This window comes from Parapusillimonas granuli (genome assembly GCF_013416525.1).
Classification (GTDB): domain Bacteria; phylum Pseudomonadota; class Gammaproteobacteria; order Burkholderiales; family Burkholderiaceae_B; genus Parapusillimonas; species Parapusillimonas granuli.
In genome coordinates this window covers 291783-315003 of record NZ_JACCEM010000005.1, presented here as the reverse complement: position 1 = coordinate 315003, position 23221 = coordinate 291783, and the positions used below count along the sequence as shown (strand labels likewise).

At 66.1% G+C, this 23221-nt stretch carries 22 protein-coding genes; 13 read left to right on the top strand and 9 right to left on the bottom strand.

All coding sequences use genetic code 11. From position 1 onward, the window contains the following. The first annotated feature begins 54 nt into the window (after positions 1–54). Positions 55–954 carry a LysR family transcriptional regulator gene (locus H0A72_RS11380; protein WP_180155315.1) on the top strand — a complete coding sequence of 300 codons (900 nt, stop codon included), beginning with the start codon at positions 55–57 and terminating at the stop codon, positions 952–954. Between the two features lie 10 nt (positions 955–964). On the opposite strand, the gene H0A72_RS11375 is transcribed toward H0A72_RS11380, so the two are convergent. From H0A72_RS11375 to apaG, 4 genes are read right to left on the bottom strand one after another with little or no spacing between them, the layout of a single operon-like run. After that, positions 965–1786: a DsbC family protein gene (locus H0A72_RS11375; protein ID WP_180155313.1), complete on the bottom strand. Its 822-nt coding sequence runs from the start codon at positions 1784–1786 to the stop codon at positions 965–967. A 13-nt stretch (positions 1787–1799) separates the two neighbouring features. Next, positions 1800–2972 carry an FAD-dependent monooxygenase gene (locus H0A72_RS11370; protein WP_180155311.1) on the bottom strand — a complete coding sequence of 391 codons (1173 nt, stop codon included), beginning with the start codon at positions 2970–2972 and terminating at the stop codon, positions 1800–1802. Beyond that, positions 2969–4258, bottom strand: a complete 1290-nt coding sequence (mltA, locus tag H0A72_RS11365; protein ID WP_180155309.1) for a murein transglycosylase A — start codon at positions 4256–4258, stop codon at positions 2969–2971. The genes H0A72_RS11370 and mltA overlap by 4 nt, the downstream gene beginning before the upstream one ends. Positions 4259–4272: 14 nt before the next feature. Beyond that, positions 4273–4647 (bottom strand): Co2+/Mg2+ efflux protein ApaG, encoded by a 375-nt coding sequence (apaG, locus tag H0A72_RS11360; RefSeq protein ID WP_180155306.1) that lies wholly within the window; start codon positions 4645–4647, stop codon positions 4273–4275. A gap of 89 nt (positions 4648–4736) precedes the next feature. Here apaG and rpe point away from each other — a divergent pair, with 89 nt between their 5' ends. Beyond that, positions 4737–5459, top strand: a complete 723-nt coding sequence (gene rpe, locus H0A72_RS11355) for a ribulose-phosphate 3-epimerase (protein WP_180155305.1) — start codon at positions 4737–4739, stop codon at positions 5457–5459. Positions 5460–5481: 22 nt separating this feature from the next. Here rpe and H0A72_RS11350 read toward each other — a convergent pair whose 3' ends face one another. Beyond that, the gene (locus tag H0A72_RS11350) at positions 5482–7374 is read right to left on the bottom strand and encodes a GGDEF domain-containing protein (protein ID WP_246436938.1); all 1893 of its coding nucleotides are present in this window, start codon (positions 7372–7374) and stop codon (positions 5482–5484) included. Positions 7375–7527: 153 nt separating this feature from the next. On the opposite strand from H0A72_RS11350, the gene H0A72_RS11345 reads away from it, so the two are divergent. The 10 genes from H0A72_RS11345 (at position 7528) to H0A72_RS11300 (ending at position 17947) form a co-directional block, all read left to right on the top strand. Continuing rightward, the gene (locus tag H0A72_RS11345) at positions 7528–8199 is read left to right on the top strand and encodes a phosphoglycolate phosphatase (protein ID WP_180155303.1); all 672 of its coding nucleotides are present in this window, start codon (positions 7528–7530) and stop codon (positions 8197–8199) included. A 250-nt stretch (positions 8200–8449) separates the two neighbouring features. Next, positions 8450–9970, top strand: a complete 1521-nt coding sequence (gene trpE / locus H0A72_RS11340) for an anthranilate synthase component I (protein ID WP_180155300.1) — start codon at positions 8450–8452, stop codon at positions 9968–9970. 31 nt (positions 9971–10001) lie between these two features. Beyond that, the gene (locus tag H0A72_RS11335; RefSeq protein WP_180155298.1) at positions 10002–10565 is read left to right on the top strand and encodes an anthranilate synthase component II; all 564 of its coding nucleotides are present in this window, start codon (positions 10002–10004) and stop codon (positions 10563–10565) included. 31 nt (positions 10566–10596) lie between these two features. After that, the gene (gene trpD, locus H0A72_RS11330) at positions 10597–11631 is read left to right on the top strand and encodes an anthranilate phosphoribosyltransferase (RefSeq protein WP_180155296.1); all 1035 of its coding nucleotides are present in this window, start codon (positions 10597–10599) and stop codon (positions 11629–11631) included. Continuing rightward, complete coding sequence (trpC, locus tag H0A72_RS11325) at positions 11628–12422, top strand: indole-3-glycerol phosphate synthase TrpC (protein ID WP_180155294.1); 795 nt, start codon at positions 11628–11630, stop codon at positions 12420–12422. Before trpD ends, trpC begins: the two co-directional genes overlap by 4 nt. 25 nt (positions 12423–12447) lie before the next feature. Next, positions 12448–13929 carry a polyphosphate:AMP phosphotransferase gene (pap, locus tag H0A72_RS11320; protein ID WP_180155292.1) on the top strand — a complete coding sequence of 494 codons (1482 nt, stop codon included), beginning with the start codon at positions 12448–12450 and terminating at the stop codon, positions 13927–13929. Continuing rightward, positions 13926–14399 carry an HIT family protein gene (locus H0A72_RS11315; protein ID WP_180155290.1) on the top strand — a complete coding sequence of 158 codons (474 nt, stop codon included), beginning with the start codon at positions 13926–13928 and terminating at the stop codon, positions 14397–14399. The genes pap and H0A72_RS11315 overlap by 4 nt, the downstream gene beginning before the upstream one ends. A 363-nt stretch (positions 14400–14762) precedes the next feature. Beyond that, positions 14763–16382, top strand: a complete 1620-nt coding sequence (locus H0A72_RS11310; RefSeq protein WP_180155288.1) for a DEAD/DEAH box helicase — start codon at positions 14763–14765, stop codon at positions 16380–16382. A 219-nt stretch (positions 16383–16601) separates the two neighbouring features. Next, complete coding sequence (locus H0A72_RS11305) at positions 16602–16769, top strand: hypothetical protein (RefSeq protein ID WP_180155286.1); 168 nt, start codon at positions 16602–16604, stop codon at positions 16767–16769. Beyond that, positions 16766–17947, top strand: coding sequence for a class I SAM-dependent methyltransferase (locus H0A72_RS11300; RefSeq protein WP_180155284.1), 1182 nt, complete (start codon positions 16766–16768; stop codon positions 17945–17947). Before H0A72_RS11305 ends, H0A72_RS11300 begins: the two co-directional genes overlap by 4 nt. On the opposite strand, the gene H0A72_RS11295 is transcribed toward H0A72_RS11300, so the two are convergent. Continuing rightward, positions 17942–19084, bottom strand: coding sequence for a tRNA nucleotidyltransferase/poly(A) polymerase-related protein (locus H0A72_RS11295; protein ID WP_343060176.1), 1143 nt, complete (start codon positions 19082–19084; stop codon positions 17942–17944). The genes H0A72_RS11300 and H0A72_RS11295 overlap by 6 nt on opposite strands. After that, complete coding sequence (locus H0A72_RS11290; protein WP_180155282.1) at positions 19081–21243, bottom strand: lytic transglycosylase domain-containing protein; 2163 nt, start codon at positions 21241–21243, stop codon at positions 19081–19083. Before H0A72_RS11290 ends, H0A72_RS11295 begins: the two co-directional genes overlap by 4 nt. A 28-nt stretch (positions 21244–21271) precedes the next feature. On the opposite strand from H0A72_RS11290, the gene H0A72_RS11285 reads away from it, so the two are divergent. Continuing rightward, on the top strand, positions 21272–21901 hold the full coding sequence (locus H0A72_RS11285) for a 5-formyltetrahydrofolate cyclo-ligase (protein ID WP_180155280.1): 630 nt from the start codon (positions 21272–21274) through the stop codon (positions 21899–21901). A gap of 91 nt (positions 21902–21992) precedes the next feature. Here the strand turns inward: H0A72_RS11285 and metF are convergent, their stop codons facing one another. Together metF and H0A72_RS11275 are read right to left on the bottom strand one after the other, a co-directional pair. After that, complete coding sequence (metF, locus tag H0A72_RS11280) at positions 21993–22874, bottom strand: methylenetetrahydrofolate reductase [NAD(P)H] (RefSeq protein ID WP_180155278.1); 882 nt, start codon at positions 22872–22874, stop codon at positions 21993–21995. Then, positions 22871–23209: a phage holin family protein gene (locus H0A72_RS11275; protein ID WP_180155276.1), complete on the bottom strand. Its 339-nt coding sequence runs from the start codon at positions 23207–23209 to the stop codon at positions 22871–22873. Before H0A72_RS11275 ends, metF begins: the two co-directional genes overlap by 4 nt. Positions 23210–23221 lie beyond the last annotated feature (12 nt).

The window sequence follows — 23221 nt, the reverse complement described above, 5'->3', positions numbered from 1 at the left end:
GAACAAGACCGCCATGCTGACTTCAGATATAGAATTTTCGTATATCATGAAGGCATGAACCTCAAGCAGATCCGCTACTTCATCGTCGTGTGCGAGCAGCGCAGCTTTTCGCGCGCGGTCGACGTCCTGGACGTCGCCCAGCCTTCGATCAGCCGCCAGGTTCAATTGCTGGAAACCGAGCTGCAACAGCACTTGTTGCGGCGCACCGGCCGCGGCGTCGAGCCCACCGAGGCCGGGCTGCGCTTCCTGCACCACGCCAAGGCCATCCACAGCCTGGCGGTCCATGCCAAGCAGGACTTGCTGGATTTCCGCTCAACCGTGCAGGGCCGCGTGAAGCTGGGCCTGCCGCCGCGCATCGCCCGCCGGCTGACGCCTCACATCGTCAAGCAGTTCCGGCTGCTGTTCCCGAACTCGTCGATCACGATTGCGGAACGGCTCAGCACGGAAATGCGCGAATGGCTCATCAGGGATCGCATCGATCTCGCCCTGCTCTACGAGCCGCCGCCGTCGGTGCTCATGACTTGCGAGACCATCTACCGGGAAGAGCTGGTGCTGGCCTATACCCGCGACTGCCGGCCCGCGCCGCCCGCCCAGGTGAAGGTGGCCGAGCTGGCCCGCTATCCCCTGGTGCTGCCCAGCGCACCCAACACGATACGGGCGCTGGTCGACAGCACCTGCGGGGACTTGAACGTGGAATTGAATGTGGTGGCGGAGGTGGACGTGGTGCATTCCATCGTGGAGACCACGGCCCAGGGCAATGTGTTCACCATCATTCCCCGTTCCGCCGTCACGGATTCCGCCGGCCACGTGGAGCTCAGCTATTCACGCATCGTCGAGCCGGTCATACGCAACAACCTGACGCTGGCCCTGCCGGTGAACGGCAGCAACCAGCGCCTGGCCCATGCCACGGCGGACATCATCCGCGGGCTGGATTTCGCGCGGCACATGCAATAGCGGCGCTTGCCTACAGCGCGTCCAGCTTCTTCTGGAGCGCGTCCAGCGGCAGCGCGCCGTTGACCCGGCTGCCGTCGGCGAAGATGATGGCGGGCGTGCCCTGCACCATCAGCTTGCGGCCCAGGGCCAGCACGGTGTCGATCGGCGTGTCGCATTGGGCTTCCGGCGGCGTCTTGCCGTCGAGTATCCATGCCCGCCAGGTGGCCGCCCGGTCCTTGGCGCACCAGATGTTCCGCGCCTTGACCGACGAATCGGGGGACAGGATGGGGAACAGGAAGGTGTAGACCGTGGTGTTGTCGACTTCTTTCAGGGTTTGATGCAGCCGCTTGCAATACCCGCAATTGGGGTCTTCGAAGACGGCCATCCGGCGCGAACCGTCGCCCTTGACCTGCTTGATCGCCAGTTCTAGCGGCAGGTCGGCGAAGGCCACGCGCGAGAGCTCCTCGCTGCGCTCGGCGGTCAGGTCGCGGCGCGACTTGGCGTCGATCAGCGAGCCTTGAAGAATGTACTCGACCTGGGCGTCGGTATAGACGAAGTCCATGCCGATGCGCACTTCGAACAAGCCCGGGAAGGGGGTGCGTTCGACCGACGACACCTCTATGCCGGGAAAGCGCTCGCCAAAAGCCGCGCGCACGGCGTCGGGCGAAGCCGCGTCGCGCGTCGAGACGGCCGCGGCGGGGGCGGCGCCTTCATTGCCTTGCGTCGACAACGCCCGCGCCGGAGCGGCCGCTTCGCTGCCGGCGGTGGAAACGGCGCTCTGGGCCAGGACCGGCCCGCTCATCCACGATAGCCCGACCCACGCCGCCACCGCCAAACATTGCTTCAAATGCATAAGATCTCCTGTATCAGCGCCCCGCGGCGCCGCTTATCAAAAACCGCTTCGCCAGAGGCAGGCGGTCTACGCAAGCCATGCCCAGATTGCGCGCCCACACGGCGGGCGCCGACCGGGCGGCGAACAGGCCGTGCAAGCCGTCCGTCGCCAGCCTCATGGCCAGTATGGGTTCGGCGCGGGCGCGCCGATAGCGCGACAGCACCCTCGGGTCGCCCGCCTTGCGGTAGGGCTCTTTGCTTGCCAGCACCCGCAGCAAGGCCTGCACGTCGCCCAGGCCCAGATTGAGCCCCTGGCCCGCCAGGGGATGCACCCGGTGCGCCGCGTCGCCGACCAGGGCCACGCTGGGCGCCACCATGCCGCTGTGTTCGATGAACAGCGGAAAGCCGAACATGGGGCTGCGCACCGCCAGCCTGCCCAGGCGCCCGCCCGTGGCGGCCGCCAAGTCGGATTCCAGCTTTTGCCTCTGGACCGGCTCGGGCAAGGCCAGGAGCGCCTGCGCCGCCGCCTCGGGCATGGACCAGACCATGGACACCTGATGGCCTTCCGCCGTGTCGGGCATGGGCAGCAAGGCCAGTATGCTGTCCCCGGTGAACCACTGGACCGCGATGTTCTGGTGCGGCAGCTCGGACGTCAGGTGCACGACCACGCCGGTATCGCCATAAGGACGCGAATGATGCGGTATGCCCGCGGCATGGCGCAGCGCCGAGCGCGCGCCGTCGGCGCCGACCAGCAGGTCCGCGCGCAGCACGGCGCCTTCGTCGGTATGGACGCGGCCGGCCTCCAGGCGGTCGAATTTGTGCGTGTGCCAGGGAATGCCGTACACCCGCAGCGCCTGCTGCAGCGCCCTTTCCATTTCGCTGGACTCGACGATCCAGGCCAGGGCGGGTTCGGCCGCCTGCCATGCGTGCAGGGTGACCGCGCCGCTGGCGTCCCCGTAGACCTCCATGGTGTCGATGCGCGTCAGGCGGCGTTCGTCCATCATGTCCCAGACGCCCAGGCCGGCCAGAAAGGCCTGGCTCGCCGCCGATATCGCGTACACGCGCGGGCAATAGACGTCGCCGGACGGAAACTCGCGCATGCCGCGCGGCCCCAGCAGCGCGGCGTCGAAGCCGGCGCGGCCCAGCCCGAGCGCCGTGGCCAGGCCGGCGATGCCGGTGCCGCAGACCAGTATGGATTCTTTCTTCATCGCGCCGAGGGAGCTCCCGCCTGTTTGGGCCACAGGACCCACATTTCGCCGCGCTGCTTCATGCGGCCCGCCATGGCCCCGGCCTCGTCGCCGAAGCCCCAGTAGAAGTCGGTGCGCGCCGCCCCCTTGATCGCCGCGCCGGTGTCCTGCGCGAAGACCAGGCGGGCCAGAGGCTGGCTGCTGGCCGGATGGGTGGTGGACAGATACAGCGGCGCGCCCAGCGGCACGAAAGCCGTATCGATCGCCACCGCGCGCCCGCCGATCAGCGGAATGCCATAGGAGCCCTTGGGCCCGAGCTCCGGGTCGCGTATCGGTTCTTCATTGAAGAACACCATGGCGGGATTGGCGTTGAGCATTTCCTGGACCCGCGAGGGGTTGTTCTTGGCCCAGGCCTTGATGTTCTGCATGGAAGCCTGCGCCAGGGTGATTTCCCCTTTTTGCGCCAGCCATTGGCCGATGGATTTGTAGGGCCTGCCGTTGTGGTCGGCATAGGCCAGCCGAATGGTGCTGCCGTCCGGCAGCTGCGCCCGCCCGGACCCCTGGATTTGCAGGAAAAAGGCCTCGACCGGGTCGTCGACCCAGGCGATGACGGGCGGCTGCCGGTCCGGCGAGGCGGCGATCTCGGCCCGGGTGTCGTAGGGCACCACCCGCTTGCCCGCCAACTTGCCCCTGACCCGCTTGCCCGCGAGCTCCGGATACACGGCGCCGAGGTCTATGGTGAGCAGGTCGTCGGGCGCCGAGTACAGCGGCCATTGGTAATTGCCGCCGCGCTTGCGCGAGGCCCTGACCAAGGGCTCGTAGTATCCCGTCACGGTGTTTTGGGCCGGCTTGCCCGTTGCGTCCAGCAAGCGCCAGGGCGACAAATGCTGTTCCAGGAAGCGGCGCACCGGCTCGCCGGCCGCGTCCACCGGCAGGCCCGACTGCTGCGCCGCCGCGCACACCGGCTGCCAGACCCGCGGGGTGGCTCGCGCCTGCATGGCGAGCGAGCCCGAAACCGGCCGCATCAGCCCCTTGCAGTTGTTGATGAACGCTTTCCAGACGTGGTCCAGGCCGTCGCCGCGCCACCCGGGCAGCGCCGCCCAGGACGCCTGCTGGAACTTCCCGGACAAGCCGCGCGGCGGCGTGTCGCGCATCGATTCCAGGGGCGGGACCACCAGGGGCAGTTCGGCGATATTGGGCTCGGGCGCGGCGGGCGCCGCGGCGCCGGGCGCGCCGGTATCGGGAGGCACCGTGCTGCAAGCCGCCAGGATGGCGAGCAAACAGCTTGACAACAGAATTCTTTTCATAAACTCACGAGAAACTAGTGCAAGGTGCGGGGCACGGCCAGGACGAATTCCGGTATGGGGACGTCGAAGGGCAGGCCGTCTTCGCCCACGCAATGATAACTGCCGCGCATGGTGCCGATGGGGGTCGGCAGGGGACAGCCGCTGGTGTATTCGAAGCTTTCGCCGGGCCCGAGCAGAGGCTGCTGCCCGACGACCCCCAGCCCGCGCACCTCGTGGGTCTTCTGCCCGCCGTCGGTGATGATCCAGTGCCGGCTGACGACCTGGGCCGCCTGTTTCCCGTTGTTGGTGATGCGCACGGTATAGGCGAACACGTACTGCTGCCTGGCCGGATCGGACTGTTCGGGCAGATACTGGGGCACGACGGTGACGGCGATGTCGGAGGGATTCATGGCGTTTCCAGAAAATTGCGGCACTCACCTACAATAATGACATATTCCCCGCCGCGATTTTTGCTCAACGCATACCAGTCTTTCATATCATGCCTTTTACCAAGCCAACCCGCATCGCCCCCAGCCTGCTGTCCGCCGACTTTTCAAGATTGGGTGAAGAGGTCCGGAACGTCGTCGCCGCCGGCGCCGACTGGATACACTTTGACGTCATGGACAACCATTATGTTCCCAACCTGACGATAGGCCCGATGGTGTGCGAAGCGATTCGTCCGCACACCGACGCCCCCATCGATGTCCATTTGATGGTGGAGCCGGTCGATGCCATTATCCCGCAATTCGCGAAGGCGGGCGCCGACATCATCACTTTCCACCCGGAGGCCTCGCGCCATCCGGACCGCAGCCTGTCCTTGATCCGGGAACACGGCTGCAAGGCGGGGCTGGTCTTCAATCCGGCCACCTCGCTGGACTGGATGGACTACGTGATGGACAAGCTCGACATCGTTCTGCTGATGTCGGTGAACCCCGGTTTCGGGGGGCAGAAGTTCATCCCGGCCACGCTGTCCAAGCTGCGCCGGGCGCGCGGCAAGATCGACGCCTGGCGGCAGGCGGGCGGCCAGGCGATCGCGCTGGAAGTGGACGGCGGCGTCAAGGTCGACAACATCGCGGAGATCCGCGCGGCCGGGGCCGACACCTTCGTGGCGGGGTCGGCGGTGTTCGGGCACGATGACTACCAGGCGGTGATCGACGCCATGCGGCAGGAAATCGCCAGGGGCGAGTCGGGAGACTGGGGGCGGGAGACTGTGTCGCTCTAGGCGTCGGTACGGGGCATGGCCATCAACCATGGCCATTGACGAAAGTATGCGCCCGCCGCCGATTCCCGTCCGTATACACCGACGGCAATAGCGAGCGGCGCTCCACGAAAAGCGTATTGCCCGCGATCTTCTTCGCCTCCGACTTCGCCGACGCCGCGAACTCCGCGATCTGATGGCTGGAAAACGGCACGGCCGCGTCCACCTGCACCGCGCCGATCGACAAGCTGATCAGCGGGTGGAACATCTCCAGCCCCTGCCGATTCTCCGTCATGTAACCGCCGGCCTCCCGGTGGCTCTTGCGGTACAGGCCGGATGTCGCACCCGAAAAAGCGTCCAGAATGTCCTGGCAGCGCTCGTGCCAGTCCCGGCTGCGGAACACCACGATGAAATCGTCCCCGCCGATGTGCCCGACGAAATCGAGGTCGGGATCGCAATGCTGGCGCAGCAGCTCCGCCGTGATCTGTATGGCCTCGTCGCCCTTGCGATAGCTGTACAAGTCATTGAACGGCTTGAAATTGTCCAGGTCCGCATAGCAGACGACAAAGGATTCCCCGTTCGTGAGCAGCGCCTCGATGTGCTCGTTGATGGGAACGTTGCCAGGCAGCTGCGTGAGCGGATTCGCGTAGCGCGCGGCATGTATCTGCATCTGCGTGATCTCGCGGATCAAGTCGAAACCCGTGCCCACGCCGCGGTACTCGCCGTCCGCCGTGATGATGAAGCCCTCCGACAGATGATGCGGGTTGCCTTCGGTGATCAGGTAGCTGAGGTCGCGCAGGCTGGTCCCGATGTCCACCACCAGCGGCTCGTTCTCGATGAAGTGCGAACAAGGCTTGTTGCCGTACAGCTCGCGATGGTAGGGGCGGGCCAGCCGGTCCAGCATGCGCAGGCGCTGGATGAGCCCGATGGGGACTTTCTCCCGCAGCACGGCCAGCACCTGCAGCTCGGGCTGCTGCTCGAAGATTTCGTAGACGGCGTTGGTGGGCGTTGCATCGGCCACCGCCGGGATCGCGCGCAGGATCTTGCGCACCGTGAGATCGGCCTTGAAAGGCTGGAGCTCGTGGCGCTGCCCGGCGCCCGACCGCTTGGCCATGAGCGACAGCGTTTCCGCGGGCAGCCGCAGAATGGGCGGCATGGCGGGGCGGCCCAGCCAGTACCCCTGGCCGTACTGTATGCCCAGTTCGCGCACGGCCGCGTACTCCGTCTCGGTTTCTATGCCCTCGGCGATCACCTTGGAATGCGACTGCCGGGCGATTTCGAAAATGGAGCGGGCGAACTGGCGCTTGACGGGGTCCTTGTCTATGCCCTGGATGAAATACTTGTCGATCTTGACGAATTCGGGCCGCAGTTCGGACCAGAGCCGCAAACTGGAAAAGCCTTCGCCCAGGTCGTCGATTGCAACCTGGAAGCCATAGGCGCGGTAATCGGAAGCCGCCTGCTTGATGCGGTTGTAGCTGGCGGCCGAGCTGGATTCCGTGAGCTCGATGACGATGTTCTCCGGCGATATCCCATGCACCCGCTCTGAAAAAAAACAAGTGTCCGTCTGGAGGTCGGGGTTGACCAGGACGTCGGGGCTCATGTTCAGGAACAGCCTGCCTTCCAGCCCATGGCGGGAGAACTGCTCGATGTGCACTTTGCGGCACAGGCGTTCGAGCTCGACCGTGGCGCCGCACATGCGGGCCACGTTGAACAAAGTGTAGGGCATGTGCAAGGGCGTATTCGACGGCCCGCGTATCAGCCCTTCATACCCCAGAATATTTCCCGACTGCAAATCCACGATAGGTTGAAACAACGGCGTGACCGACTCTTCCGTCATCACCTTACGAAAACTCGCCAGCATCTTCAGACTCTCGCTGTATTCCTGGCCCAGGATCGAGCCTGGCTGTCCCGGACACTTCAGTATCGCTATCACTCGCATCAACCTGTCATGGCGCGCGTGCGCACACCCGCGCACGTTCCCGACGGCCAATTTAAGGCCACCATATTACAGGCAAGTGTCCGGGCGAACATCTGGATTTTTTCACGCATACAATATTGCAACACCGGGCTGAATCCCGAACAGGAATCTCGTATGCGTTTCTCCGCTGTACTGCTGGATCTGGACGGCACCCTGCTGGACACCATACCCGACCTCGCGCGCGCCTCGAACGCCATGCGCGCCGAACTGGGCATGCCCGAACTGCCGGTCGCCACCGTCGCAACCTATGTGGGCAAAGGCACGGAGAACCTGGTCAAGCGGCTGCTGGCCGACAACCCCGAAGGCAGGCAGCCGAGCCCCGAAGAAACCGCCCGGGCGCTGGAGATCTTCCATCGCCACTACCATGAGGTCAACGGCGACGAAGCCTCGGTATACCCCGGCGTGGTCGAAGGCCTGGAAGCCTTCTCCAAGGCGGGCGCCGCGCTCGCCGTCGTCACCAACAAGCCCACCCAATTCACCCTGCCGCTGCTCGAACGCATGGGGCTGGCCGGCTACTTCAGCCAAGTGGTCTGCGGCGACACCTGCGCCCGCAAGAAGCCCGACCCCATGCCCTTCCTGCACGCCTGCGAACTGCTGGGCGCGGACCCGGCCGCGTCCCTGGCCATCGGCGATTCCATCAACGACGCCCTGGCCGCAAGGGCGGCGAACATGACGGTCCTGGCGCTGCCGTATGGCTACAACGAAGGAATGGACGTGCGAAATCTTCCCGTCGATGATATAGTTATGTCCATCGCGGAAGCCGCCCAATGGGCGGCGGCTCGCTGAAACCGAATTTTTCAAAGCCGAATACACACGAATGTTTGCCGCCCCTTATTACACGACCACGCCCCGCGCCTATTGGCGCTGGTGGCGTTTGTGTTCTGGGTAGCGGTAATCCACGCCCGGCGCCAAGACCCTCGAGTTTTCGTGCCGCCAGCATTTACCAGTCGTAAGCGAAGCCCGGAACCCTCAAATGGCCGGGCTTTTTTTTGCATCCCTGTCCCGGCCTGTATGCAACCCCCACACAGAGACCACTATGACAGAGATCGAATTCAACGCCCTGGCGGCGCAAGGATACAACCGCATCCCCCTGATCGCGGAAACCTACGCCGACCTCGACACGCCCCTGGCGATCTACCTCAAGCTCGCCCACAGCGGCCCCGAAGGCGGCCGCAACAGCTGCCTGCTGGAATCCGTGGTGGGGGGCGAGCGTTTCGGGCGTTACTCTTTCATTGGTCTTCCGGCCAAGACCGTGATCCGGTCCACCGGCGCGCTGACCGAAGTCCTGCACAAGGGCCAAGTGGTCGAAACCCACGAGGGCGACCCGCTGGACTTCATCGAATCCTTCCAGGCCCGGTTCAAGGTCGCCCTGCTTCCGGGCATGCCCCGCTTCGCGGGCGGCCTGGCGGGATACTTCGGCTACGACACCGTGCGCCACATCGAACCGCGCCTGGGCCCGGCGGTCAAGCCTTTTCCGGCCGGACAGGAAGAAGGCACGCCCGACATCATGCTGCTGCAGGTCGACGAACTGGTCATCGTCGACAACCTTGCGGGCCGCACCTACCTGATGGTCTATGCGGACCCCGCCCAGCCGGAAAGCTACGCCCTGGCCAAGCGGCGCCTGAAGGAATTGCGCGAAAAGCTGCGCACGCCGGTGGTGATCCCCTACGCCTACGCCAGCATGCAGACCAACAGCCGGCGCGATTTCGATAAAAAGGACTACATCGACGCGGTGCTCAAGGCCAAGGAATACATCGCCGCCGGCGACCTGATGCAGGTACAGATCGGCCAGGTCATCGCCAAACCCTTCCGCGACTCCCCCCTCTCCCTCTACCGCGCCCTGCGTTCCCTCAATCCCTCGCCCTACATGTACTACTGGAACTTCGACAACTTCCAGGTGGTGGGGTCGTCGCCGGAAATCCTGGTCCGCCAGGAAATCGTCACCGAGGCGGACCGCAAGAAAACCATGGTCACCATCCGCCCCCTGGCCGGCACCCGCAAGCGCGGCGCCACGCCCGAGGAAGACGCGGCGCTGGCGGCCGAACTCACGGCCGATCCCAAGGAGCGCGCCGAGCACGTCATGCTGATCGACCTGGCGCGCAACGACATCGGCCGGGTCGCCAGGACCGGCACGGTCAGCGTCACCGACACCATGACGATAGAGCGCTATTCCCACGTCATGCACCTGGTGTCGAACGTCTCCGGCGAACTGAACGAAGGCATGAGCAACATGGACGTCCTGCGCGCCGCCTTCCCGGCCGGCACCCTGACCGGCGCTCCCAAGGTGCGCGCCATGGAAATCATCGATGAGCTCGAACCCGTGCGCCGGGGCATCTACGGCGGCGCGGCGGGCTACATGAGCTACGGCGGCGAAATGGACGTGGCCATCGCCATACGCACCGGCATCATCAAGGACGGCATGCTCTACGTGCAGGCGGCGGCGGGCATCGTCGCCGACTCGGACCCTGAAAAAGAATGGCAGGAGACCGAAGCCAAGGCGCGCGCGGTGCTGCGCGCGGCCGAGCAGGTCCAGTACGGCCTCGACGAACCCATCTAACGGACGCATAGCGCGCCCCCAGGAGAACCCCATGCTACTGATGCTCGACAATTACGACTCGTTCACCTACAACCTGGTGCAATACTTCGGCGAGCTCGGCCAGGACGTGCGCGTGCTGCGCAACGACCAGGTGACGGTGGATGAAATCGCCGCCATGAATCCGGACCGGATCTGCATTTCGCCCGGCCCCTGCTCCCCCGCGGAAGCGGGGATTTCCATAGAGCTGATCCAGCGCTTCGCGGGCAAGCTGCCGATACTCGGCGTCTGCCTGGGCCACCAGGCCATCGGCGCGGCCTTCGGCGGGGACATCGTCCGCGCCAAGCAGATCATGCACGGCAAGGTGTCCCGCATCACCCACGCGGGCACCGACGTTTTCGCCGACCTGCCCTCGCCCTTCACCGTGACGCGCTACCACTCGCTGGCGATCCGGCGCGACACCCTGCCCGACTGCCTGGAAGTCACCGCCGAAACCGACGACGGCGAGATCATGGGCATCCGCCACAAGACGCTGCCGGTCTACGGCGTGCAGTTCCATCCAGAATCGGTGCTCAGCGAACACGGCCACGCCTTGCTGAACAATTTCCTGAAAATCTGAAACCTCCAAGATCGAGACAAAGGATACATCCATGCCCCCCATCACTCCCGCCGAAGCCCTGACCCGCTGCATCGAGCACCGCGAAATCTTCCACGACGAAATGCTGGAACTGATGCGCAGCCTGATGCGCGGCGAGATGTCGCCGCAGATCGCCAGCGCCCTCATCATGGGGCTGCGCGTGAAGAAGGAGACCATCGGCGAAATCACCGCCGCGGCCCAGGTCATGCGCGAGTTCGCCTTGAAGGTCGACGTCCCCGACAAAAACGAATTGCTCGACATGTGCGGCACGGGCGGCGACGGCGCCCACACCTTCAATATCTCGACGGCGGCCATGTTCGTGGCCGCATCGCAGGGCGTGAAGATCGCAAAGCACGGCAACCGCAGCGCCTCGTCGTCCTCGGGCAGCGCGGACGTGCTCGAAGAGCTGGGCGCCAACGTCATGCTCGGGCCCGACCAGATCGCCGAAAGCATACAGCGCACCGGCATCGGCTTCATGTTCGCGCCCGCCCACCACGGCGCCATGAAGAACGTGGCCGCCGTCCGCAAGGAGCTGGCGGTCCGCACCATCTTCAACATTCTGGGCCCGCTGACCAACCCCGCCAACGCGGGCAACCAGCTGATGGGCGTATTCCACCCCGACCTGGTCGGCATCCAGGTCCGCGTGCTGGAACGCCTGGGCTCCAACCACGTGCTCATCGTCCATGGCAAGGACGGCATGGACGAAGCGTCGCTGGGCGCGGCCACCCTGGTCGGCGAGCTCAAGGACGGCGTCGTCAAGGAGTATGAAATCCATCCCGAGGACTTCGGCATGAGCATGGTGTCGAACCGGTCGATCAAAGTGGCCAGCCGCAGCGAATCGGCCAAGCTGGTGCTGGACGCGCTGAACAACATCGAAGGCCCCGCTCGTGATATTGTTGGCTTTAACGCCGGCCTGGCCATTTATGCCGGCAACAAGGCAGACTCCATCGAGCAAGGCCTGAAAATGGCTTTCGACGCCATAGCCAGCGGCGCCGCCCGTGCCAAGCTCGAGGAATTCTGCACCTACACACGGACGCTGACGGTATGAACGACATCCTTGCCAACATACTCGAAACCAAAAGAACCGAAGTCAAGACGGCTCGACAGATGCGCAGCGAATCCGATCTCCTGCGCGAGGCCAAAAGCCGCAAGGATCTGCGCGGGTTCGCGCGCGCCATCGAAGACAAGATCGCGCAAGGCAAGCCGGGCGTCATCGCTGAAATCAAGAAGGCCTCGCCGTCCAAGGGCGTGATCCGCGAAAATTTCAACCCCGTCGAAATCGCGACCTCGTATGCGGCCCATGGCGCCGCCTGCCTGTCCGTGCTGACCGACGTCCAGTTCTTCCAGGGATCCTACGACTACCTGCGGCAGGCGCGCGCCGCCTGCACGCTGCCCGTGCTGCGCAAGGACTTCATGATCGATCCCTACCAGATCATCCATGCCCGCGCCCTGGGCGCCGATTGCGTGCTGCTCATCGTCGCCGCGCTCAGCCCGCAGCAATTGCGCGAATTCGAATCCCTGGCCACCGAACTGGGCATGGACGTCCTGGTCGAAGTCCACGACCGCGCCGAACTCGATCTCGCGCTCGATCTCCACACCACGCTGGTGGGCATCAACAACCGCAATCTGCGCAGCTTCGAGACCTCGCTGCAGACCACGCTGGACCTGCTGCCGCACATTCCCGAAGGCAAGCGCGTCATCACCGAAAGCGGCATCCTGGCGCCCGAAGACGTCAAGCTCATGCGCGATCACGGCGTGCACGCCTTCCTGGTCGGCGAGGCCTTCATGCGCGCCGAAGAGCCCGGCGCCGCCTTGCAGCAGCTCTTTTTCCCGTCCTGATCGCCGGCCCCCTTCCCGCAGGCCCATGTTCACCATTGCCGAAACCGATCCGGCGCTCACCAAGGATCAGGCCAAGCCCATCGAGGCGCGGCTGCGCACCGCGCTGCTCAAGGCCCAGTACAAGCGCCTGCAGCAGAACGGGCGCGCGCTGCTGGTCGTCATCGCCGGCATGGACGGCTGCGGCAAAGGCGCCGCGGTCAGCCTGCTGAACGAATGGATGGACGCCCGCCATATCCGCACCCTGGCGTTCGGCGAACCCAGCGCCGAAGAACGGGCCCAGCCCTTTTTCTGGCGCTATTGGCGCAGGCTGCCGCCGCGCGGGCGCACCGGCATCGTCTTCGGTTCCTGGTACAAGCCGCTGCTGGCCGAAGCCGCCAGGAAGTCGCCGAACCTGCGCAAGCTGTCCGCGTTGGCCCAGGAGATCCGGCGCTTCGAAGAAACCCTGAACGACAACGGCGTGCAGATCGTCAAGCTCTGGTTCCACCTGTCCCGCGAGGCCCAGGCGCGGCGCACCGACCAGTTGCTGGCGGATCCCGACACGGCCTGGCAGGTCATGCCCGAAGACATCAAGGTCCGGAAGAAATTCGATCGCCTGCGCAAGGCCGGGGAATTGGCCATCCGCCTCAGCAACGACCCGTCCCGGCCGTGGCAGATCATCCCCGCCGCCGACCCGCTCATGCGTGCCGCCTGCACCGGCAAAGCGGTGCTGGCGGCGCTGCGAACCGCGCCGGCCAGGCCGCCGGCCTTGCCGGCCGCGCCCGGCGGGGCGCCCGTGCCCACCGTGCTGCAGGACCTGGACTATTCGCTGTCCCTGCCCCAAAGCGCCGATTACGATCGCGAGCTCGCCCGCCTGCAGGCCAGGCTGGCGCAGCTGACCCGCCACGACAAATTCCGCAAGCTGCCCCTGGTGCTGGTTTTTGAAGGCCAGGACGCCGCGGGCAAGGGCGGCGCGATCCGGCGCATCACCCATGCGCTGGACGCCCGCCAGTTCCACGCCCTGCCCATCGGCGCGCCGAACCAATACGAACAGGCCTTCCCGTATCTTTGGCGGTTCTGGCAGAACCTGCCCTTGCCGGGCGCCATCGCCATCTTCGACCGCTCCTGGTACGGGCGCGTGCTGGTCGAGCGCGTCGAAAAGCTGTGTACGCCGGCCGAATGGCGGCGCGCCTACGGCGAAATCAACGAATTCGAATCCCTGCTGCGCGACAACGGCGCGCTGGTGCTGAAATTCTGGCTGGCCGTCAGCAAGGAAAAGCAGCTGGAGCGCTTCCATGAGCGCGAGCAATCCCCGTTCAAATCGTTCAAGATCACGCCGGAAGACTGGCGCAATCGCGAAAAATGGGACGACTACCTGGACGCCGCCAACGAAATGTTCGAACACACCAGTACGGACGCCTGTCCGTGGCATATCTTCCCCGCCGACGACAAGCGCTATGCGCGCATCAAGGTGCTACAGACCATCGTCGACGCGCTGGAACACGCCATGAAGCTCAGGACCGCGCCATGACCGCGCCCGGCGGCTGCCCCCTGTGCCTGCAGCCCGGCGGCCCCGTGCTGTGGCGCAACGACGCCTTCCGGGTCTTGCGGGTCGACGACGCGGACTACCCCGGCTACACCCGGGTGGTCTGGAACGCCCATGTGGCCGAAATGACCCAGCTGTCGTCCCGGGAGCGCGGCGAATTCATGGATGCCGTCTGGCTGGTCGAGCAAGCCCAGCGCGGCATACTGCGCCCCGACAAGATCAACCTGGCCCAGTTCGGGAACATGGTGCCCCACCTGCATTGGCACGTCATTCCGCGCTGGCGCGGCGACAGCCGCTTCCCGGAGGCCGTCTGGGCGCCGCCCGTGGCGCGCGGCGCCGCCGCGCAGGCGGGCTGGAACCGGCAGCGCGGCCAGCTTGCCGAGCTGCTGCCCGAATACCACGCGGCGCTCATCGCCAGCCTGGATCTCCGCTGGAGGCCACACGGCCCGGCTTGAACCGCGTTGCGGCCGGGGCGTCCCGGCGCCCGGCGGCCGGCAGGCCTGAGCGCGGGTGTTGCAAATCGACAATACAGGGATTTCCCTTAATTCGAAATCACAGTATAATCCTTCGACTGCATTTTCACGCGTCGACATTTTCATACAGCCTACCCTTGCTGTCGCATAGCAGTTGACTGATTCATCAGCACCCATGTCGAACGCCATCGCTCCCTGACCCCCGAGCCTTTCGCCGCGTCTTCAAGACACACTACGCTGCACTTTAGGTTGATTCGGTCGGCACGATGCTCCAATCAACCAGCGCTCCGGGCTCACTTTTCCGCCCCCGCCATGTGTATGCCGTTTTGCCGGCAAAGGATATTCATGTCTTTCGATTCTTTAGGTCTCGTGCCTACCCTGCTGTCCGCCGTCCAGAAAGCGGGCTTCACCGACCCCACTTCCGTACAGGCGGCCGCCATCCCCAAGGCGCTCGCAGGCCACGACCTGATGGTCTCTTCGCAGACCGGCAGCGGCAAGACCGCCGCCTTCATGCTGCCCGCCCTCAACCGTATTTCGCAGATGCCGCCCAACAAGGGTTCGGGCGTGCAAGTGCTGGTGCTGACCCCCACGCGGGAACTCGCCATGCAAGTCGCCGACGCCACCAAGCTGTACGGCGCCCATATCAAGGACCTGCGCATCGCCACCGTCGTGGGCGGCATGCCCTACGGCGCGCAGCTCAAGGCCTTGTCGCGCCGCGTCGACGTGCTGGTCGCCACGCCGGGCCGACTGATCGACCACCTGCAGGCCAAGCGCGTCAATCTTTCCACCGTCCACACCCTGGTCCTGGACGAAGCCGATCGCATGCTGGACATGGGCTTCATCGAAGACATCGAGCACATCGTCAGCCGCACTCCCGAAAGCCGCCAGACCCTGCTGTTCTCGGCCACGCTGGACGGCAGCATTGCGCGCCTGGCCGCCAAGATGATGCGCGATCCCCAGCAGATCGAGATCTCCGGCCAGAAGCAGAAGCACAACAACATCACGCAAAGCCTGCTCTATGCGGATGACAGCAGCCACAAGATGCGTCTGCTCGACCACCTGCTGCGCGACGCGAACCTGGACCAGGCCATCGTCTTCACCTCCACCAAGCGCGGCGCGGACGATCTGGCGGACCGCCTGAACGACCAGGGTTTCGCGGCGGCGGCGCTGCACGGCGACATGAACCAGCGCCAGCGCACCCGCACGCTCGGCCTGCTGCAAAACGGCCGGCTGCGCATCCTGGTCGCCACCGACGTGGCCGCGCGCGGCATCGACGTGCAAGGCATCAGCCATGCCGTCAACTACGATCTGCCCATGCAGGCCGAAGACTACGTCCACCGCATCGGACGCACCGGGCGCGCGGGCCGCAACGGCCTGGCCTTCACCCTGGCCACGCATTCCGAGCGCCACAAGGTGCGCCGCATCGAGCATTTCATCGGCCAGCCCATTCCCGCCGAGGTGATCGAAGGCCTGGAGCCCAAGAAAACCGTGCGCCCCACCTACACCGACCGCAAGGGCAAGGGCTTCGCGCCCCGCGGCGGCTTCGGCGGCGGCAAGCCGGCCCACGGCCGCAAGCCCAATGGCGACCGCGCGCCTTTCGGCGATCGTCCGGGCTACGAAGGCAAGCCGCGTTTCAGCGACAAGCCGGCGTTCGAAGGCAAGCCGCGTTTCGCGGACAAGCCCGCGTTCGAAGGCAGGTCGCGTTTCGGCGACAAGCCGCAGCATGAAGCCAGCCCCTGGCATGGCCGCGGCGAGGCCCGCCGCGGTTTCGGCGACAAGCCCGCTTACGAAGACCGCAAGCCCTTCGGCGACGACCGCGGCGGCTACAAGGGCCGCAGCGAGCGGCCTTCCTTCGCCCACAAGGCGGCGGACAAGCCCGCCGGCCATGGCAAGGCTCGTCCGGGCTTCGGCGGCAAGCCGGCCTCGGCCGGCAAAGGCTACGCCCGGCGCGGCGACTTCGCCTGATCCAACAGGGCCTGTTGACGTCAACAGGCCCGAGGGCCCGACCCGGCCGGGCCGGGTCCTGGCCGGGTCTGTCCTGGCCAGGCCGGATCCTCATCCCTCATCCTCATGGCGCCACCGCTATCTGAAAGGTCGGCCGCCGCGGCCTTCGTTGGCTTCTCGCGTACCGGTTGGCCGGTGGGCCGCATCGTTTGCAGGACCCCGAACCCTTACAATACCGGCATGAAACAGCTCATCACCAGGCCTTTTCTCCTGTCGATCCTGTTGTCCATTCCATTGTGGATCGTGTTCGACAACTTCATCGTGGCCGTCTCCGTCGCCCTCATCACAGCCTTCCTGCTGTCCATGTGCCACACCCTTTACCTGATGAACAAGAAGAAGCGCCCATGAGCCGCGCCGCCAGCCCGCCCTCCGGCCTGCCGCCCCTGGATGCGGAATCCGCCGCCCACGCCCGGACCGTGCGCGACCACCTGGCGCGCGAGATCGCCGAGGCGGAAAATGGCTTCATGCCGTTCGAACAATGGATGCAGCTGGCGCTGTATGCGCCCGGGCTGGGCTATTACGCCGCCGGAAACACCAAATTCGGGGCGGATCTGCCGTCCGGCGACTTCACCACGGCGCCCGAACTCACCCCGCTCTTCGGCCAGACGCTGGCTCGCCAGGCGGCGCAGATCCTGGCGCTCAGCGGCGGCGACGCCATCCTGGAATTCGGCGCGGGCTCGGGAGCGCTTGCGGCGTCGATCCTGCCCGCGCTGGCCGGCATGGGCGTTTTCCCGCGCTACCTGATCCTGGAGGTCTCCGCGGATTTGCGCGCCCGCCAGCAGGAAAGGCTCGCGGACCATCGAGACCGCGTCACCTGGCTGGACGCCCTGCCCGAGGACTTCTCGGGCTGCATCCTGGCCAACGAAGTGCTGGACGCCATGCCCGCCACCCTTTTCCAATGGGACGAAGCCGGCCGCTTGCGCGAGCTCGGCGTCCGCCTCGAAGGCCCGGACTTCGCCTGGGCCGAACGCCCCGCCCCCGCCGGGCTGGCGAGCATCGTCGCACAGCGCATGCCGCCCCTGCCCGGCTATCGCTCCGAAATCAACCTGCGGGCCGAAGCCTGGCTGCGGCAGATGGGCGGCTGGCTGCGCAAAGGCGCGGCGCTGCTCATCGATTACGGGTTTCCCCGGGCCGAGTACTACCACCCGCAGCGCGCGGAAGGCACGCTGATGTGCCACTTCCGCCATCATGCCCACGCCGACGCGCTCGCTCACCCGGGGCTGCAGGACATCACCGCGCATGTGGACTTCACCGCCATGGCCGACGCCGCCCTGGAGGGCGGCCTGGACGTCCTGGGCTATGCCTCGCAGGCGCGCTTCCTGATGAATGCCGGCTTGCCGGAACTGCTCATGGCATGCGCGGGCAACGGCGCCGGCACGGCGGCCGCCGGGCGCGCCATGTCCGCCGCGCAGAAACTGCTGTCCGAAGCGGAGATGGGCGAGCTCTTCAAAGTGCTGGCCGTCGGGCGCGGCATCGATGCGCCGCTGATGGGATTCACGCGGGGCGACCGCCGCGGCCGCCTATGAGGCCCGCAGCGCGAGCATGCGGGCTTCGCGCAAGGCGGGCTTGATCCGCTCCGGCCGCCCCTGCTCGGCCCGCGCGATGGCGCCCGCGTCGACCGAGCGTATGGCGTCCACGCGCCTCCGCCAAGCATCGACATCGACGGCTCGCACGCAATCGGCGGCCGCGATCAGGTCCATGAACCGCTCCGGCTTGCGCAGGGCGTCGCAGCGTTCCATCAGGTCCAGCCACGCCGCCGGCTCGGCGCCGTTTCCGGGCTGGGCGCCCAGGGCATCCAGCACCGCGGGCAGCAGGCGCGCATAATCGACGCATTCGCCGGGCGCCCGCACATGCCGGCCGATGGCTCCCGGGTCATCCGCCTGGCGGCAAGCGAGCGCAAACCGGGGCGCCAGCCCCAGGCCGCGGCGCGCGGCGCAGGCCAGATCCGACTCCAGCGTCGAGGGATCATAGACGAAGCCCGGCATGATGCGCGGCAGGGCGCCGGTTTCATGCAGCACCTGGAACATCCGGCCCGGCTCGTCGCAAGCCAGGCCTTTGGCCATTTCGCGCCAGACGCGCTCGGACACCAGGGCGTCCACCTCGCCCTCTTCGACCAGCCGGCGCGCGAGATCCATGGTTTCCGGCGCAATGGAAAAATCCGGAAAGCGCGCAGCGAAGCGCGCCAGCCGCAACAGCCGCACGGGATCTTCGGCGAATGCCTGGCCCACGTGCCTGAGCACCCGGTCGCGGAGATCGCCGCGCCCGCCCAGCGGGTCGACCAGGCGGCCGTCGGGCGCCTGGGCGATGGCGTTGACGGTCAGGTCGCGGCGCCGCAAGTCGTCTTCCAGGCTGACGTCCGCGCCGGTATAGAAGGTGAAGCCCTTGTAGCCGCGGCCGGACTTGCGCTCGGTGCGCGCCAGCGCGTATTCCTCTTTGCTGCGCGGATGCAGGAAAACCGGGAAATCCCCCCCGACGGGGATGAACCCCCGGGCGGCCATCTGTTCGGGCGTGGCGCCGACCACGACCCAGTCCCGGTCGCCGTCCTTGGCTTCCCGGCCCAGCAAGGCGTCGCGCACCGCGCCGCCGACGACGTAGACGTCCAGCCCCGCGATGGCGGGGTCGGCCCCCGGCCGCCCTGCGCCGTCCGGCTTGCCGGCGGTCACGGCAGGTCGACCTTCTTGCGCGGCGCGGGCGCGATCGTGCCCAGGCGTTCCTTCAGGGACTGCGGCTTGCCGGTGAACATCATGGCATAGTAGGTGGCGTTGGACATGACGTTCTTGACGTACAGCCGCGTTTCGGTGAAGGGGATGGTTTCGGCGAAGATCGCGCCTTCCACCGGCGCAGCCAGCTTGGAGCGCCACTGCACCGGCCTGCCCGGACCCGCGTTGTAGCCGGCCGTGGCCAGGACTTCCGAGCCGTTCAGGTCGTTGAGCACCATGCGCAGGTAGTTGGTGCCCAGCACCGTATTGGTGTCGAAGTCGTTCACCGAGGCGGGATTGAAGTCCTTCATGCCGATCTTGCGCGCCACCCAGCGCGCGGTGGCCGGCATGAGCTGCATGAGCCCCGACGCCCCCACCCTGGACCGCGCGTCGATGATGAAACGGGATTCCTGGCGGATGAGGCCGTACACCCAGGCCGGATCGAGGTTGATCTGGCGGGCTTTTTCCGTGACGCGCCCTTCGAAGGGCGCGATGAACCGCTGGGAGAAGTCCACTTCCTGCTTGGTCTGCAGGGACGTGTTCACCACCCGGTCATAGATGTGTTCGGCGCGCGCGAGTTCGGCCGCGGCCAGCAGCTGGCGGTCGCTCATGCCGCGCAAGGCGAAGTTCCATTCCGGCACCGCCTCGGGGCGCCACCCCAGGTCGAACAGCGCGATGGCACGCTGCAGGCCGGGGTTGGCGCGGGCCTCGGCGAGCTCGGCGCGGGTGACGGGCATGGGCGCGGGCGGCAGGGCCGGCGTGATGCCGAGCTCTTCGCCGGCCAGCTGCCCATAGAAATTGAGCTCGCCGGCGATGGATTGATAGTACTGGGTCGCGGCGGCCTTGTTGCCCTGGGCGGCCAGGGCGCGCGCATACCAGTACACCCACACCGGCTCGGCCGCCTGGCGCGACGACATGCGGCGTATGGCCTTGGCGACCCAATCCCAGTCGATGCGAGGCTGCCGCAATTCAGCGCGCACCTGCCAGGCATGGTTGTAATCGGTGAGCCGGGTGTTGCCGGAACGGCGATACCATTCGGCCGCCTTCAGGTCGACGTTCAAGGCCGCGACCAGCCCGAACTGACTCCATACCCAATGCAGGTTGTCCTTGGGCAATGCCTTGGACCAGTGCTGTTCGATGTAGGCCGCGTTCTGGTCGCGCTTGTCGCCATACGCCAGGCGCGACAAGGCGATCGTCGTCAGTTCGACCTCGGTGTTGGTGCGCGGCGGCTTGCGCCCTTCCAGCCATTTGCGCGGGTTCTTCATGATGGCCGCGTACTGCACCATGCCGGCGCCGTCGAACATGATGGCCGCCATGCGCTGGGCATTGGCCGCCTTGTTGGTTTCCAGCGTGGCCCGCAAGAGCTGTTCGAGGTCTTTTCTTGCCAATACCTTGCTGTCCGCCAGCTGGTCCAGCATGGTCCAGCAGGCGGTGTTGGGCTGGAAGGCGTCGATGGCGTCGAGCGCCTTCACACGCTGACCCGACATGTGCTGCGCCATGATCATGGAGCAGCTTTCGGCGGCGTTCATGTTGGCCGGCGGGCCCAGCCTGGCCGGCAGGGCGTAATCGCCCGCCCGCACGGCCGCCACGATCCAATCGCCTTTCAGGCGGTCCGCCAGATGGGTGCCCGCGTTTTCTTGCATGAAGCGCGCAATGGCTTCGTCGGCGACCGGCAGGGTCGGATCCTGGAGCCTGCGCCGCAGGGACCAGTATTCGGCGTAGACGCCGAGTTGCGGATCGGCCTTCGCCGCGGGCACGAACTGGTCCAGCAGCGCCCATTGCTTCTTCTGCATCGCCTCGCGGGCGTCGATCACGAATTTGCGCGCCGGGGGCGGCGGGACGACCTGGATGGTGTCGCCGGACGAGGTCGCATGCCGGGGCGGCACGTACCCTTGCAGCGACGCCACCTGGACCGCGCCGCCCATCCGGGGGTCGGGGGACGCGCCGGCGCCTTCCTTGGCGGCTGCCGCGCCGTCGCCGGCCACCAGCACCGGTTTCTCGGCGCCGGCGCAGGCGACCAGGCCCATCGTCAAGGCCAGCCATAGGCTCAGGCGCGCCGGCAAGACCAACGCCGAGCCACACACGCCGCGGGATTTCTGATACCGTTGTCGATTAGCTAACATTTTGAATCGGTCCCACATAACATCGCTCATGAATAACAGCATAGAGAATACCGCAGCGCCGCTGCGCGCGCGCCTGAAGCAGCGCAGGGCCGCCCAGAACGCGGTGGACAGCAACCGGGGCGCGCTGCTTATCAGGGGGCGCCTGTACACCTGGCTGGCCACGACGCGCACGCGCCTTCGCGAAGAGGGCCGCCGCGCGCCGGAGAACATAGCCGCTTTCTGGGCAATGGAAGACGAACCCGCGCTGCAGCCTTTGCTGCAGCAATGGGTGGAAGAGGAAGGATACCGCGTCTCGCTGCCTGTCGTCACCACCCGGGATGCGCCGCTGGAGTTCCGCCTGTGGACGCCGGAGGCATCCTTGCGGGCGGGCGCCTATGGGATCATGGAACCCGTGGGCGAGCCCGCGCCGCCGCCGGACATCATCCTGGTTCCGACGCTGGGGTATACGCGGCAGGGCGACCGCGTCGGCTACGGGAAGGGCTATTACGACCGTACACTGGCGGCTTTGAAGGCGCAGGGGCATGTCTTCACGGCGATCGGCATCGCCTGGGCCACCGGCGATCTGTCCGGCGAGGGCTACACGCCCGCCGCCCATGATTTCCAGCTGGACGCGATCCTGACGGACAAGGGCTGGGCCAAGCCGGCGCCCGTGCTCTGAGGGCGGCGGGGCATGGGCGTGGCCACGCAACAACCATGAGGCGGAGCCGCGGCAAGCCGCCGCCGGCGGCCTGCGCGTACCCTTTGCGGCATCAGGCGCTTCTCAGCGTAGCGCCCTGAAGCTCCGCCTGCTTCGGCCCCACATCCAGTTGCCGCCAGATGGCCGTGGTGACTTCGGCGTTGTTCAGCGTATAGAAATGCAGCCCCGGCGCCCCGCCGTCCAGCAAGCGCTGGCACATGCGCGTGATGACGTCGACGCCGAAAGCCCTGATCGACGCCTTGTCGTCGCCGAAATCCATCAGGCGCAGACGCATCCAGCGCGGGATCTCCGCGCCGCACATATTGGAAAAGCGGGCCAGCTGCGCATAATTCGTGATCGGCATGATGCCGGGCACGATGGGAATGTCCACGCCCTTCGCATGCACGCGTTCGACGAAATCGAAATATGCGTCCGGATTGAAGAAATACTGCGTGATCGCGCTATCGGCGCCGGCATTCACCTTGCCGATGAAATGATCCAGATCGGCCTGCGCGCTGCTTGCCTGCGGATGCATTTCCGGATACGCGGCGACTTCGATGTGGAACCAGTCGCCGCTGTGCTCGCGGATGAAGGACACCAGGTCCGACGCATAGTGCAGCTCGCCCGGGTCGCCGCCCATGCCCGAAGGCAGGTCGCCGCGCAGGGCGACGATGCGCCTTACCCCTTGCTCGCGGTAGGAATCCAGGATATTGCCCAGCACCGCCCGTGCCGACCCGATGCAGGACAAATGCGGCGCCGCCTCGCAGCCCAGCTTCTGCATCATGCGCACGGTATCGGCCGTGCCGGTGCGCGTGGAGCCGCCCGCGCCGAACGTCACGCTGACATACGCGGGCCGCAGCGCCAGCAGCTTGCGGGCGGATTCCGCCAGCTTTTCCTGGGCGGCCGCGTCGCGCGGTGGAAAAAATTCCAGACTTACAACCTTCTTGCTACTCATGAAGTCAATAACCTCGACAGGAGTCCCGACACGATGCTATAGACGAATGCCCCCAGCAGCGCCCACCAGAACCCATTGACCTGGAAGCCTTTCAGTATCGAACCGGCGAACCAGAAGACCAGCGCATTGAGCACCAGCAGAAACAAGCCCAGCGTGACGATGGTGATGGGCAGCGTCAGCAGGATGAGCACGGGCTTGACCAGTGTGTTGAGCAGGCCCAGGACCAGCGCCGCGATCAATGCGGAACCGAACGAGGCCACGGTTATGCCGGGCAGGATGTATGCAACGATGAGCAGTGCGACGGCATTCAGTATCCAGACCAGGATGAGTTCCATGGGCCATTCTCC